Source organism: Limnohabitans sp. Jir61 (genome assembly GCF_003063545.1).
Classification (GTDB): Bacteria; Pseudomonadota; Gammaproteobacteria; order Burkholderiales; family Burkholderiaceae_C; genus Limnohabitans.
In genome coordinates this window covers 227,905-242,212 of sequence record NZ_NESD01000004.1, presented here as the reverse complement: position 1 = coordinate 242,212, position 14,308 = coordinate 227,905, and the positions used below count along the sequence as shown (strand labels likewise).

Here is a 14,308-nt window from a genome sequence, read left to right as displayed (position 1 = left end):
GCAAACGTGCTGGGGTTTAACAAAGTCCTGGCTCCTGCTTTTTATTTTTATCGCCGTCCATCGATTTGCATCGATTGAAGCAGCAAAATTCCAATAATGAATTCTTCTTTATCGGCTTCCACCAAAGTTGTTCTGCCTGAGGGCTGGCGAACTTCAGCGATTGCACAACTGTCTGCTCATGAAAACGTTCTAGCCTGGCTAGAGGTTGACCTGAACGCCCAATTGCATTTTTCGCTAGGGCTACTGATTGTGACAGACCAAAGGGTGCTTTTCGGTGCTCAAGAGGCCGGTTCTGCCCCCGTCTGGGACAGCTGGACTTTGGCTGCAGGCATGAAGATGACCCACACCGACCACGCGGGCGTGGGCACCCTGAGTTTGATCGATGCCACACGCCGCATCGCCAGCTGGCGCTTTACCTTGACGCACAACGTGACGGCCATGCGTTTGCAAGAAAAGTTGACGGACCACCTAGAAATTTTGACGCACGGCAAATCATTGGCTGCAGCAGTGCAGGCGCGCTGCCCGCAGTGCAAATTGCAACTTGAGAACGCGGGCGACGACTGCCCCGTCTGTAGCCGCGAGCAACACGCACCGTTATCAACCTGGGGCTTGTTCCGTCTGTGGCGCTTTGCCAAGCCTTACCAATGGCGCTTATTGGCTGGCTTTTTGTTGACATTGGCTTCCACGGCTGCCACCTTGGTGCCGCCTTACCTGACCATGCCGCTGATGGACGATGTACTCATCCCATTTCAAAACGGCAAAGACATTGACCACGATTTGGTCTATTTGTATTTGGGAGGCCTTTTGGGGGCTGCCATGCTGGCTTGGGGTTTGGGTTGGCTCAAAACCTACATCTTGGCCTTGGTGTCTGAGCGCATTGGCGCTGATTTGCGAACCACGGCTTACGAGCACCTGATGCGCTTGTCACTTGAATACTTTGGTGGTCGCCGCACAGGTGACTTGATGAACCGAATTGGCGCGGAGACTGACCGTATTTGCGTGTTCCTGTCACTGCACTTGTTGGACTTTGCTACCGACGTGTTGATGATCGTCATGACGGCATCTATTTTGATCAGTATCGATGCCAAGCTGGCCGCAGCCACTTTACTGCCATTGCCATTCATCGTGTGGTTGATTCACACCGTACGCGACAAATTGCGCACAGGCTTCGAAAAGATTGACCGCGTTTGGTCAGAGCTAACCAATGTGTTGGCCGACACCATTCCTGGCATCCGTGTGGTCAAAGCCTTTGCCCAAGAGACGCGCGAAGCCAACCGTTTCCGTGATGCCAACAAGCACAACTTGGCTGTGAACGACCGCATCAACTTTGTGTGGTCTTTGTTTTCTCCCACGGTCACGCTGATGACCGAGGTGGGTTTGTTGGTGGTTTGGGGCTTTGGTATTTATTTGGTGTCACACAACCAAATTTCGGTGGGTGTGTTGGCCGCGTTTTTAGCTTATATCGGGCGTTTTTACACACGCCTTGATTCGATGAGCCGCATCGTGTCGCACACCCAAAAAGCGGCGGCAGGTGCCAAGCGTATTTTTGAAATCTTGGACCATGTTTCAAGTGTGCCGGAGACGGTCAATCCGCAAAAACTGCCTGTGCCTTTGCAGGGCAATATCGAAATTAAAGATGCTGGTTTCCGCTACGGTAACCGTGCTGTGATTCGCGGCATGAATTTGAGCATACGCCCTGGCGAGATGATTGGCTTGGTGGGACAAAGCGGCTCAGGCAAGAGCACTTTGGTCAACTTGATTTGCCGTTTTTACGACTTGAGCGAAGGCTCCATCAAGCTCGACGGCATCGACATTCGCAACATCGCTTTGTCGGATTTCCGCAGCCACATTGGTATGGTGCTGCAAGAGCCGTTCTTGTTTTTTGGCACGATTGCAGACAACATCGCCTATGGTTTGCCAGATGCGAGCCGCGAAGAAATCGTGGCTGCAGCCCGTGCAGCGCATGCGCACGAATTCATCTTGCGCTTGCCGCAAGGCTACGACTCCTTGGTGGGTGAACGCGGTCAAGGCCTCTCGGGTGGTGAGCGTCAGCGCATCTCCATCGCACGTGCGTTGTTGATCAACCCACGCATCTTGATCTTGGACGAAGCCACTGCATCAGTGGACACCGAGACCGAGCAAGAAATTCAAAAGGCGTTGGACAACTTGGTGCAAGGCCGCACCACGATTGCCATTGCGCACCGTTTGTCGACGCTCAATAAGGCGGATCGTTTGGTGGTGATGGAGCAGGGCGTAGTGGTGGAAGAGGGCGACCACAACACGCTCATGGCACATCAAGGTGCTTACTATCGCCTATATGAAGCTCAGGCAAAAAATGCAGAAGACGCCGTGGCGCGTGCTTTGACGAAGGAGTCTGTATGAGCGCTGAATTTACCTTAGTCTTTGATGCCTATGGCAAATTGGTGGTCACATTGGCCGATGGCACCCAGCACGTGGGTGCGTTGGTGGCCCGTGCGTTCCCAATTGCCACGCCGGATCAGTGCATTTCCATCTTGAGCGCCGAAGGCAAAGAGTTGGCTTGGGTGGAGAGCCTCAACGACTTGCCTGCGAATGAGCGAGATATCGTGGCTCAAGCCCTTCAAGGCCGTGAGTTCATGCCCGAAATTTTGCGTTTGGACGGGGTGAATAGCTTTTCCACGCCCAGTGTGTGGCGTGTGCAAACCAACCGTGGTTCTGCGCAGTTAGTGCTCAAAGGCGAGGAAGATATTCGTCGCCTAAGCGCCACACGCCTCATTGTGGCCGATGCGCATGGCGTGCAGTTTTTGATTCGCGACTTGCCGTCGTTAGACCGTCACACCCGCAAGCTGCTCGACCGATTCTTGTAAATTGATTAGGTTTTTAGCGGCCTTCGCAGGTCGCGAAGAAATCACGATCGCGCTGATATGCAGTGGTTTTTACCGCCATCAAGCCCAGGACCGAATGAAACAAGTTGTCATGTGACATGGCTTTGTCGCGATTGTTTTGCAAGCATTTTGTGCTCACCCGGCTGAGTTGTTCAAAGCCGGGTGACAGCCAAGTGATCATGGGTACTGTCGTTTGCTCAGGCGGCGCCACGCTGTAGGGCAGGCCATGCAAATACATGTTTTTCTCGCCCAATGATTCACCATGGTCTGACACATACAGCATGGCGGGTGTACTGGTTTTTTCTTGGGTCTTGAGCCAGCCAATCACGCGCGACAAGAAGTAGTCAGTGAACACAATTGTGTTGTCGTAGGCATTCACTACTTGCGCGCGGTCACATTGTGAGAGTGAAGTGTCGGTGCACTCTGGTGTGAAGGGCTTGAACTCTGCGGGCGTGCGTTTGAAATAGGCTGGGCCATGGCTGCCCATTTGATGCATGACCACTACCGTGCCACGTGCGCGGCGCTCTGGAGAAAGTTTGGCCAGCTCTACCTCAATGCGTGCGAGCATGACGGTGTCGCGACATTCGTCGCCCTCGCAGTACTCAGGTATTTTCAAGTCAGACGTATTCACATAGGGCACGCGTGCACATTGCCCCTTGCAACCCGATTGGTTGTCCATCCACAGCACTGCATAGCCGGCATGGTTCAGTACATCGAGCAGGTTTTCAAATTCGCTGATGCGTTTGTCAAATGCATTGCGTCCTAAGTGGGAGAACATGCAAGGCAAGGACTCTGCCGTACTGGTGCCGCAAGAGCTGACACGGGTGAAGCTTGTGACGTTTTCTTTGGCAAGTTGTGGGTTGGTGTTGCGCTCGTAACCATTGAGGGAAAAATTATGGCTGCGCGCTGTTTCGCCCAAAACGAAAACCAGCAAAGGTGGACGTGGCGTTGCGGCACCCGCGTGTGGAACGATGTGTGCGTCTTCACCCAGTGGTTGCATCGGCCCGCGAGGTTGCTCGGCTGGAATCACCGTCATATCAAGCACGGCATAGATGCTGTTGAGTGGATTGATCTGGTAGCGCATCTCTGTGTAGTTGCGCATGAGAGAGGAGAAATCTTGGAATACCAGTTGCGTGGTTCCAAACGCCAGCGCAAGCGCCGCTCCAAGCAAGCATATGTTTTGTATCGCTTGTTTGCCTATGCCAGGTTGGGTCATAGGTTGTCGCCATAGCCAGACTATAGGAAGCGCAGCCAGTAGTAAAACGGTGATAAGTAGACGCCAGCTAAGTTGATCTCGTGCTTCTTTATTGTCGGTTTGCAACACGTTGATCAACATGGGCGTGTCGACGACGATGCCGTACATGAGCATGTAATGTGTGGCAAATGCAGCCAGTAGTAACAGAAGAGTAATGGCAGGTTTGAGGGTGAAGCGCCATGCAAATAGCGACAACACTGCCGCCACAATGCATGCAATGACGAGCGCGAATGCTGCGCCAAAAAACAGCCCGTGCCAGCCTGTGAGGTCAGGCAAAGCTATCAAACTTCGCCAAAGTGACAAGTTACCCAGCAGGGCCAGCCAAAGGCTTGCCATGATGATCAAGGTGACGCAAGAGCGAGGTTGGCGGACAGGAGGATCTAAAAACATGATGCGCATTGTCTCGCGCCTTTGAGTCAAATTAAGTGGGCCAAGTGCTGCCGTGCTCGGGCACGATGGCACGCCAGTTCAGGTCGCGTTCGATGCGCTGTCGCAGCGCGTCAGAGGCTTCGGGCTCGCCATGCACCACATAGACCTGATCGGGCTTGTTTTTCATTTGACCTAACCAGCCAATCAACTGCGTGGCATCGGCATGCGCCGATGAGGATTGAAGTTGCACCACCTCGGCATGTACCGCCACATCTTGTCCATGCATACGCAGCAGTGCCCCGCCGCTGGCAATGGTGGCGCCTCGGGTGCCCGGTGCTTGGTATCCCGTGAGGATGACCATGTTGCGGTGGTCTGGCAGGTAATGCGCCAGATGATGCAGCACGCGTCCACCCGTGGCCATGCCGCTCGCTGCCAAGATGACCATCGGTCCGTGGCGTTTGGACAAAGCTTTGGATTCTTCGGTGCTCTCAATCATCGTGGCCACATGTTTCAAGCCTTTGAGCGCGTCTGTATCTAGGCGGTGTGCATCTGGGTGGCGTTGGAACAAATCGGTGGTGTGAACCGCCATTGGGCTGTCCAAAAAGATGGGCAAGCCATGTGGGATTTCGCCACGTTCTTTCATCAAAGCGATGGCATGCAGCAAGGCTTGTGCACGTCCCACTGCAAACACCGGCACTACGGCCACGCCGCCGCGTGCGGCCACACGCTTGAGGGCGGGGGCCAGCTCGGCCATGATGTTTTCGTGAGGATGTTCGCGGTTTCCGTAGGTGGATTCGATCAGCACGGTGTCTGCATCAGGTGGGGGCGCAGGCGGGTTCATGATCATGTCGTCTGGTCGACCCAGATCGCCGCTGAACAAAATACGTCGGCCGGCCACTTCGATCAACACGCTCGCAGCGCCCAAGATGTGGCCTGCTGTGGTGAAGGTAGCTTTCCAGCCGGGAATGGGCGAGAAGGTTTTGGTTTCGCGTTCTGGCTTGAGCAATTGCAAAGACAGCAGCGCATCGTGCTTGCCATACAAAGGCATAGCGGGATCGTGCTTGGTGTAGCCGTGGCGGTTTAAGAAGGCTGCATCTTCTTCTTGGATGTGTCCGCTGTCTGGCAGCAAGATGGCGCACAAATCACAAGTAGCTGGGGTGGCATGAATTTGCCCACGGTAGCCTTGGCGGTAAAGCAATGGCACATAGCCGCTGTGGTCCAAATGTGCATGCGTCAAGATAACCGCATCAATGTCAGTCGGGGTGACTGGCATAGGGTTCCAGTTGCGCAAGCGCAGTTGTTTGTAGCCCTGAAACAAACCGCAATCGACTAGTAATTTCTTGCCGTCGTGCTGAACCAAATATTTAGAACCAGTAACAGTACCGGTTCCGCCCAAGAAGGTGATGTTGACGCTCATGCAATGAGTATCCCCTGTTTTAAGAGGGGAACTTCATGAGTGCTTTAGTTGAAAAAGCGCTTGAGTTTTTCGGCCCATCCACCTTCGGCGGGTGAGTGCTTTGAGCCACCTTTTTTCAGCGATTCATCCAGCTCTTTGAGCAGCTTGCGCTGATGCTCGGTGAGCTTGACTGGCGTTTCCACAGAGATGTGGCAGTACAGGTCGCCAGGGAAACTCGAGCGAATGCCTTTAAGGCCTTTGCCACGCAAGCGGAATTGCTTGTCGTTTTGGGTGCCTTCTGGAATGTCAATGGCCGCCTCGCCTGCGAGCGTAGGCACGCGAATTTCCCCGCCCAATGCGGCGGTAGTGATGCTGATGGGTACCGAGCAGTGCAAGTCGTCGCCATCACGTTCAAAGATGTCGTGCTTCTTGACGCGAATCTCGATGAACAAGTCGCCAGGTGGGCCACCGTTGGTGCCTGGCTCGCCGTTGCCAGTGCTGCGGATGCGCATGCCGTCGTCGATGCCAGCTGGGATTTTGACTTCGAGTGTTTTTTGCTTTTTGATCTTGCCTTGGCCATGGCACATATTGCATGGGTCGGGGATGATCTTGCCTGAGCCTCTGCAATGTGGGCAAGTTTGCTGTACGCTGAAAAAGCCTTGGCGCATTTGCACTTGGCCACTGCCGTGGCAAGTGGTACAGGTCTTGACCGAAGTGCCGGGTTTGGCACCTGTGCCGTCACAGGTTTCACATTCGTCCCAGCCTGGAATTTTGATTTCGGCGTTCTTGCCATTGGCCGCCTCTTCGAGCGTGATTTCCATGGCGTAGCTGAGGTCGTTGCCACGGTATACCTGCCGCCCGCCCGGGCCGCGACGTTGCTGGCCAAAGATATCGCCAAAGATGTCGCCAAAGGCCTCACCAAAACCCGCACCGCCAAACCCGCCAGCACCTGGACCACCGCGCATATTGGGGTCGACACCTGCATGGCCATACTGGTCGTAGGCGGCACGCTTTTCGGGGTCAGACAGCATCTCATAGGCCTCTTTGACCTCTTTGAATTGCGCCTCAGCTTCCTTGGCTTTGTCGCCTTGGTTGCGGTCAGGGTGGTGCTTCATCGCGAGTTTGCGATAAGCCTTTTTGATCTCTTCGTCGCTCGCGCCTTTGGCAAGACCGAGAACTTCATAAAAATCGCGTTTGGACATGGTGTGGACAGTGCCGTGTTTTGTGGGGCTTGATCAAGACTTCGCCGCGTGTTCACCTTTTCAGGCGAAACGCGGCGAGGTCAGCTCAGAAGATGAGAAAAGGGTTTAGCCTTTTTTGACTTCTTTCACTTCAGCGTCGACCACGTTGTCGTCGGCTGGTTTGGCTTCAGGGCCAGCAGCTGCTTGGGCTGCTTGCATGTCCGCGTAGACTTTTTCGCCCAGCTTTTGTGAGGCGGTCATCAAGGCTTCGGTCTTGGCATCGATGGCGGCTTTGTCTTCGCCTTTCAATGCTTCTTCCACTTCTTTGATGGCAGCTTCGATGGCTTCTTTTTCGCCAGCGTCGAGCTTGTCGCCGTGCTCGCCCAAGCTCTTCTTCACGCTGTGAACAGCGGCGTCTGCTTGGTTGCGAGATTGCACGATTTCAAGTTTCTTCTTGTCTTCAGCGGCGTTCAACTCGGCGTCTTTCACCATTTGTTGAATTTCGTCTTCGCTCAAGCCAGAGTTGGCTTTGATTGTGATTTTGTTTTCTTTGCCTGTGGCTTTGTCCTTGGCGCCCACGTGCAAGATGCCGTTGGCGTCAATGTCAAATGACACTTCAATTTGAGGTGTGCCACGTGCTGCGGGGGCAATGCCTTCGAGGTTGAACTCGCCCAAGCTCTTGTTACCAGACGCCATTTCGCGCTCGCCTTGGTAGACCTTGATGGTCACGGCAGGTTGGTTGTCGTCGGCTGTTGAGAAGGTTTGCGCAAACTTGGTTGGGATGGTCGTGTTCTTGGCGATCATCTTGGTCATCACGCCGCCCAGGGTTTCGATACCCAAGGACAGTGGTGTCACGTCGAGCAACAACACGTCAGTGCGGTCACCTGAGAGCACTTGACCTTGAATCGCAGCGCCCACGGCAACGGCTTCGTCAGGGTTCACGTCACGACGTGGCTCTTGACCGAAGAACTCTTTGACCTTTTCTTGCACCTTGGGCATACGGCTCATACCGCCGACCAAGATCACGTCATCGATGTCGCTCACAGACACGCCCGCGTCTTTGATGGCGGTGCGGCAAGGGGCGATGGTGCGCTCGACCAACTCGTCCACCAGTTGCTCTAACTTGGCGCGGTTGAGTTTGATGTTCAAGTGCTTAGGACCAGAAGCGTCAGCTGTGATGTAAGGCAAGTTGATATCAGTCGATGTGGCTGATGACAACTCGATCTTGGCTTTCTCAGCGGCTTCTTTCAGGCGCTGCAAGGCCAACACGTCTTTGGACAAATCAACGCCAGATTCTTTCTTGAACTCAGCAATGATGAAGTCGATGATGCGTTGGTCGAAGTCTTCACCACCCAAGAAGGTGTCGCCGTTGGTGGACAACACTTCAAATTGCTTCTCGCCATCCACGTCAGCGATTTCGATGATGGACACGTCAAACGTACCGCCACCCAAGTCATACACAGCAATCTTGCGATCGCCTTTTTCGGTTTTATCCAAGCCGAAGGCCAATGCAGCTGCAGTGGGTTCGTTGATGATGCGCTTGACGTCCAAACCAGCGATGCGGCCTGCATCTTTGGTTGCTTGACGTTGTGCATCGTTGAAGTAAGCGGGCACCGTGATGACGGCTTCGGTCACTTCTTCGCCGAGGTAGTCTTCGGCAGTTTTCTTCATCTTGCGCAGAATTTCAGCGCTGATTTGAGGAGGGGCTAACTTGTTGCCGCGAACTTCCACCCATGCGTCGCCGTTGTCGGCTTTGGCAATGGTGTAGGGCATCAAGTCGATGTCTTTTTGAACTTCTTTTTCCGCAAACTTGCGACCGATCAAACGCTTAACCGCGTACAAGGTGTTGCGTGGGTTGGTGACCGCTTGGCGCTTAGCAGATGCGCCGACCAAGATTTCGCCGTCTTCTTGATACGCAATGATCGACGGGGTGGTGCGAGCGCCTTCGGCGTTCTCGATCACTTTGGTCGTGTTGCCTTCCATGATGGCCACGCACGAGTTGGTGGTGCCCAAGTCAATACCGATGATTTTTCCCATTTGTAACTCCAGTAACTTTTAAAGATTCAGATAAGGCTTAGTTGTGGATAACTTCGCCAATTTCAAGTGTTTATTTCGGTGCGGCCACAGTGACCAGTGCAGGACGCAACACACGCTCGGCGATCAAATAGCCTTTTTGCAAAACAGTTACCACGGTGTTGGCTTCCTGCTCGGCTGGCACCACGCTAATGGCTTGGTGCTGTGCGGGGTCAAATTTGGCACCGGCCGCAGGGTCGATGGCCACAATCTTGTTGCGCTCCATGGCGCTCTTGAGCTGACGCAGCGTGGCTTCAGCGCCTTCGCGGATTTGCTCAGGCGTGGCGGTTTGCACGGCCAAGCCAGCTTCTAGGCTGTCGAGCACAGGCAGCAAGCTGTCGGCAAAGCTTTCCAGCGCAAATTTGCGTGCTTTAGAAACTTCGTCGTCAGCGCGACGGCGGGCGTTTTGCACTTCGGCTTGACCACGGATGTATTGGTCTTGCAACTCGGTCACTTTGGCTTGCAGGGCTGCAACTTCGGCTTGGGCTGCTGCCAATGGGTCTAGTGCAGCGGCTGGTTCTGCAGTTGAGGTTGCTTCAGCGGCTGGGGCCATGCCCGCCATGTGTGAAGCCAAATGCGCGGCTGCTGTATCTAAGTTTTCTGTAGGTTCTGACATGCTTTGTAGGGCTTGTGTGAAGGAGATTCAGCAAAGCTGAGGCCATCCGACCCTATTTCAAGAGGGGTTTTGTAAAAAATTTGTACTGGGCAAAACAAAGCGGGGCCGCGCCCCGCTTGTGTTCGACAGCTAAAAGCTGCCGTTTAGCCTGTTTATTCGAGGCCGAGCAACTCGACGTCGAACTTCAAGGTTGCGTTTGGTGGAATCACACCGCCCGCGCCACGTGCGCCGTAGCCCAACTCTGGCGGGATGATGAGGGTGCGTTGGCCGCCAATCTTCATGCCTTGGACGCCTTCGTCCCAGCCCTTGATGACCATGCCAGCGCCTAATGGGAAGTCGAACGGGTCATTGCGGTCGCGGCTGGAGTCGAATTTGGCGCCTTGTTCGCCGTCTTTGTAGAGCCAGCCGGTGTAGTGCACGCTCACGTGCTGGCCAGCAGCAGCTTCAGCGCCGTCGCCCACCACGTTGTCGATGTATTGCAGTCCGGAAGGGGTCGTGTTCATGGCAAATCCTTGAATAGGTCTAATAAATACGTAACCCTAGAGTGTACCCAGAGAGGCGACTTTCAATGGGAGCGGTTCTTGATCGCTGACTCAGGACTTTCACGATGGAAGAGAATGGCGTTTTGATTCATTCTGTGGAGTGTCCTATGCAAGCTCGTCGATGCTTTATGTCTAGGTTATTTGCATTAAGCCTTCTGGCGTGTTGTGTGTTGACTGCGCAAGCGCAAGGTTTCCCAACCAAACCTTTACGCATCGTGGTTCCTTTTGGCGCGGGTGGAGTGGCTGACCTGACGGCTCGCACCGTTGCGCAAAAAATGTCTGAAGGCTTAGGCCAATCGGTCGTGATTGATAACCGGCCAGGTGCGGGCGGCATTGTGGCGGCTGAGATGGTGGCCAAGGCTGAGCCCGATGGCTACACGCTCTTGTTAATGTCTAACGCTAACGCCGTGAGTGCTGGCCTTTTCAAAAATTTGCCTTTTGACCCCGTGAAAGATTTCACGCCTGTGTCTTTGATGGGCACCTTTGATTTGGCCATCGTCACCAGCGCCGAGTCGCGCTTTCAAACCCTGCCCGAGTTGCTTAGTTGGGCTAAGGCCAACCCTAGCAAGCTCAATATTGGCAGTATCAACATCGGCAGCACGCAGCATTTGACCGCCGAGTTGTTCAAGTCGGTCGCTGGCTTGGATGCGCAAGTGGTTCCGTTCAATGGCACGCCTGCGGTTATGACAGCTTTGCGTGGTGGTCAAATTGATGTGGCTGTCGAAGTGCTCAGCCCCGTGTTGCCGCAAATCAAAGGCGGTGCATTGCGAGCTTTGGCCGTGACAGGACAAAAACGCAACTCAGCCTTGCCACAAGTGCCGACTGCGAAAGAGGGTGGTTTGCCCAATTTGGTGTCGACCTCGTGGAACGGTTTAGGCGTTCCTGCCAAAACACCGCAAACCGTGGTGGAGCGTTTGAACAAAGAAGTCAACGCTGCTTTGCAAACGCCAGCTGTGCGTCAAAAATTGTTGGAGTTGAATGTGGAGCCTCATCCCAGTACTGTGCCCCAAGCGCAAGAGTGGCTGCAAAACGAAATCAAGCGCTGGGGTGATGTGATTCAACGCGCTGGCATTCAAAAACAATAAACACACCACGTCTAATGATCAACATTCTCACCATCACGGGCCCCATCTTCTTATCGATTGGTTTGGGTTTTGCTGCCACCCGCCGCGGCATGTTCAGCAAATTGGATGGGCAAGTGTTGGGGCGTTTCGTGTTGAACTTTGCGTTGCCTGCGATGTTGTTCAATGCGCTGTCACAACGCAATTTTGCTGAAGTGATGAATCTTGATTACCTCTTGGCCTATGGTCTAGGTTCGTTGTGTGCCTTTGCGATTGGCTTTGGAGCTTGGCGATGGATGAAAAAAAAGTCATTGGCTGAGAGCGCCATGGTGGCCATGGGTGTGTGCTCTTCCAACAGTGGTTACATGGGCTACCCAATTTTGTTGCAGTTCCTCGGCCCCGCTGCAGGTGTTGGGTTTGCATTGACCTTGTTGGTGGAAAACTTATTGACGATCCCTCTTGCGCTAGCTATTGCTGACAGTGGCGAAGGCAAGCACTTGTCGTGGCAGCAGCTGGTGATGCAAAGCTTGATGCGATTGGCCAAGATGCCCTTGATGCAAGCCATGGCGCTGGGCTTTGGTTGCTCGTTGTTGAATTGGCATTTGCCCGAAGTTTTATCAAAAACCATCAATTTGTTTGCAGCTTCCGCTGCGGCCATCGCTTTGTTTGTGAATGGCGGCTCGTTGGTTGGTTTGCGTATTGCTGGCATGTGGCAAAAAGTTCGTTGGGTCGCAGTGGGCAAACTGGTGCTGCATCCTTTGTCTGTAGGTTTGATGTTGCTGGTGGTCGGGCCGATGCCGGCGAGCTTGAAAGTTTCAGCTGTCTTGTTAGCTAGCATGCCCATGCTCGGTATTTATCCATTGCTAGCGCAACGACACGGCCAAGAAGGCTTTTGTGCCGCAGCCCTGTTAGTGACAACTGTGGCATCGTTCTTCAGCATCAGTCTTATTTTGTGGGCTATGGGCGAGTTGCCAGGCTGGCACGTTTAAGCGTGTATGCAAATCAAAGAATCCGAAGTTGAGGTAACTGCCATCCGCGCGCAAGGTGCGGGTGGGCAAAACGTCAATAAGGTGTCTAGCGCCATTCATCTTCGCTTTGATGTCATGGCGTCTTCGTTGCCCGAGGGTGTGAAAGAACGCTTGCTGTGTTTGGCAGATCACCGCATTACCCAAGAGGGCGTGGTAGTTATCAAGTCGCAAGAGCATCGCAGTCAAGACATGAACCGTATCGAAGCATTTGCGCGTTTGCATGATCTAGTGCAAAGCGTGGCTAAGCCACCCAAGAAGCGCAAACCTACCAAGCCCACTTATGCGTCGAAGCTACGCCGTTTAGACAGCAAAAAAAAGACCTCGGCGATTAAGTCGAACCGAGGTCGGGTACTTTAAAAGCGGCGCTTTTTTAGGCTTTGCGCAAGAAGCAAGCTTTGAGCATGTAATTACCCACATCCATTTTGCAATCCACCTCGTGGTCGCCACCGACCAAACGAATGCTCTTGACCTTAGTGCCCATTTTCAGCGTGGTGGATGAGCCTTTGACTTTGAGATCTTTGATGAGCACCACGGCATCTCCGTCCTTGAGCACTGTGCCGTTAGCGTCTTTTACTACGGCTTCGTCTTCGTCATCTGCTGCGGCACTCGCCACCATCGGCCACTCATGCGCGCAATCGGCGCACACATAGTTGTCACCATCTTGATAGGTATTTTCTTGGGCACATTGGGGGCAGGCTGGAATGGTGGACATGGTGTTCGTTTTCTTTGAAAGATGAGCAGTGTAGTTTTGAAGGGTTTCAGCGAACTTGCAGCTTGATGTCGTCGGCCGCCGCCGCCGAGATTTCGCCCACTTCACAGGCTTGTTCGAAACCGTGTTGATGAAACACCGTCAGCACCTCAGCCACAGTTTCTGGTGTGCAGGCCACCAGTAAGCCACCGCTGGTTTGCGGGTCGCTCAGCAGTGCTTGGTCGATGGCGTTCAGTGAGGAAGCCATTTCAATCTCGTTGCCATAGGCTGACCAGTTGCGGCTCGATGCACCTGTGAGAAGGCCTTGCTGGGCGAGCTCGCGTACGCCGTGCAACAAAGGTACTTGGCTCATGTTGAGTTGCACAGTGAGCTGGCATCCGCGAGCCATCTCAAGCGCGTGGCCTGCCAAGCCAAAGCCTGTTACGTCGGTCATGGCGTGCACACCTGTCAAAGCCGACAGTGCTGCGCCTGGTGTGTTGAGCTTGGTAGTGTTGGCAATCATTTGTGCGTAACCCTCGGGGCTAAGCGCATTTTTTTTCAGCGCCGCAGACAACACGCCCACGCCCAGTGGCTTGCCCAAAATCAAACGGTCGCCCACACGTGCATCAGCATTGCGTTTGATGCGTTTGGGGTGCACGAGGCCCAATACCACTAGGCCGTAAATCGGTTCCACTGAGTCAATTGTGTGGCCGCCTGCGATGGGAATGCCTGCCTCCCGGCAAACGCTTTGGCCACCGTCCAAAATTTTGCCAATCGTCTCGGCCGACAGTACGTTGATGGGCATGCCAACCAAAGCCAAGGCCATGATGGGCGTGCCACCCATGGCGTACACATCGCTAATCGCGTTGGTGGCAGCGATACGACCAAAATCAAATGGGTCATCCACAATGGGCATGAAGAAGTCTGTCGTAGCAATCAGCGCTTGCTCGTCGTTAAGCTGGTACACCGCCGCATCATCTGCGGTTTCAATGCCCACCAGCAACTGAGGCGGGATGGGCATGGCACTGGTGCTTTTGAGAATCTCGCTCAGCACGCCCGGCGCAATCTTGCAGCCGCAGCCACCGCCGTGTGAGAGGCTGGTGAGACGAGGTGCTGACGAAGGTGTATTCATAACCAAAGTATCCTTTTGTATGTCAGGATGTTAACGGTTTGTCACTTCATGAAGTTTGTAACGCGGACGTAAAGCGCGCAACTGGCCAATCAGACTGGATAGA

13 protein-coding genes are annotated in these 14,308 nt (G+C 54.0%); 5 read left to right on the top strand and 8 right to left on the bottom strand.

Annotated elements, in window-relative coordinates:
* Positions 1–96 precede the first annotated feature (96 nt).
* Positions 97–2,382, top strand: a complete 2,286-nt coding sequence (locus B9Z35_RS12505; protein WP_108284031.1) for an ABC transporter ATP-binding protein — start codon at positions 97–99, stop codon at positions 2,380–2,382.
* Complete coding sequence (locus B9Z35_RS12500) at positions 2,379–2,846, top strand: DUF1854 domain-containing protein (protein WP_108284030.1); 468 nt, start codon at positions 2,379–2,381, stop codon at positions 2,844–2,846. Before B9Z35_RS12505 ends, B9Z35_RS12500 begins: the two co-directional genes overlap by 4 nt.
* 13 nt (positions 2,847–2,859) lie before the next feature.
* On the opposite strand, the gene B9Z35_RS12495 is transcribed toward B9Z35_RS12500, so the two are convergent.
* From B9Z35_RS12495 to B9Z35_RS12470, 6 genes are all read right to left on the bottom strand, one after another.
* The gene (locus B9Z35_RS12495; protein WP_108284088.1) at positions 2,860–4,509 is read right to left on the bottom strand and encodes a phosphoethanolamine transferase; all 1,650 of its coding nucleotides are present in this window, start codon (positions 4,507–4,509) and stop codon (positions 2,860–2,862) included.
* A gap of 31 nt (positions 4,510–4,540) precedes the next feature.
* Positions 4,541–5,905, bottom strand: a complete 1,365-nt coding sequence (locus tag B9Z35_RS12490; RefSeq protein ID WP_108284029.1) for an MBL fold metallo-hydrolase RNA specificity domain-containing protein — start codon at positions 5,903–5,905, stop codon at positions 4,541–4,543.
* A 44-nt stretch (positions 5,906–5,949) separates the two neighbouring features.
* Complete coding sequence (gene dnaJ, locus B9Z35_RS12485) at positions 5,950–7,086, bottom strand: molecular chaperone DnaJ (RefSeq protein WP_108284028.1); 1,137 nt, start codon at positions 7,084–7,086, stop codon at positions 5,950–5,952.
* A 105-nt stretch (positions 7,087–7,191) separates the two neighbouring features.
* Complete coding sequence (dnaK, locus tag B9Z35_RS12480; protein ID WP_108284027.1) at positions 7,192–9,102, bottom strand: molecular chaperone DnaK; 1,911 nt, start codon at positions 9,100–9,102, stop codon at positions 7,192–7,194.
* Positions 9,103–9,172: 70 nt separating this feature from the next.
* Complete coding sequence (gene grpE, locus B9Z35_RS12475; protein ID WP_233246587.1) at positions 9,173–9,691, bottom strand: nucleotide exchange factor GrpE; 519 nt, start codon at positions 9,689–9,691, stop codon at positions 9,173–9,175.
* A 215-nt stretch (positions 9,692–9,906) separates the two neighbouring features.
* Positions 9,907–10,257, bottom strand: coding sequence for an FKBP-type peptidyl-prolyl cis-trans isomerase (locus B9Z35_RS12470; protein WP_108284026.1), 351 nt, complete (start codon positions 10,255–10,257; stop codon positions 9,907–9,909).
* A gap of 146 nt (positions 10,258–10,403) precedes the next feature.
* Between B9Z35_RS12470 and B9Z35_RS12465 the strand changes: the two genes are divergently transcribed.
* The 3 genes from B9Z35_RS12465 to arfB are packed head-to-tail and all read left to right on the top strand — an operon-like array spanning position 10,404 to position 12,742.
* The gene (locus B9Z35_RS12465) at positions 10,404–11,381 is read left to right on the top strand and encodes a tripartite tricarboxylate transporter substrate binding protein (RefSeq protein WP_233246578.1); all 978 of its coding nucleotides are present in this window, start codon (positions 10,404–10,406) and stop codon (positions 11,379–11,381) included.
* A gap of 14 nt (positions 11,382–11,395) precedes the next feature.
* On the top strand, positions 11,396–12,346 hold the full coding sequence (locus B9Z35_RS12460) for an AEC family transporter (protein ID WP_108284025.1): 951 nt from the start codon (positions 11,396–11,398) through the stop codon (positions 12,344–12,346).
* A gap of 6 nt (positions 12,347–12,352) precedes the next feature.
* Complete coding sequence (gene arfB / locus B9Z35_RS12455; RefSeq protein ID WP_108284024.1) at positions 12,353–12,742, top strand: alternative ribosome rescue aminoacyl-tRNA hydrolase ArfB; 390 nt, start codon at positions 12,353–12,355, stop codon at positions 12,740–12,742.
* Positions 12,743–12,755: 13 nt separating this feature from the next.
* On the opposite strand, the gene B9Z35_RS12450 is transcribed toward arfB, so the two are convergent.
* Entirely contained in the window at positions 12,756–13,097 is a 342-nt protein-coding gene (locus B9Z35_RS12450) for a zinc ribbon domain-containing protein YjdM (RefSeq protein WP_108284023.1), read from the bottom strand.
* Between the two features lie 46 nt (positions 13,098–13,143).
* Entirely contained in the window at positions 13,144–14,205 is a 1,062-nt protein-coding gene (selD, locus tag B9Z35_RS12445; RefSeq protein WP_108284022.1) for a selenide, water dikinase SelD, read from the bottom strand.
* Positions 14,206–14,308 lie beyond the last annotated feature (103 nt).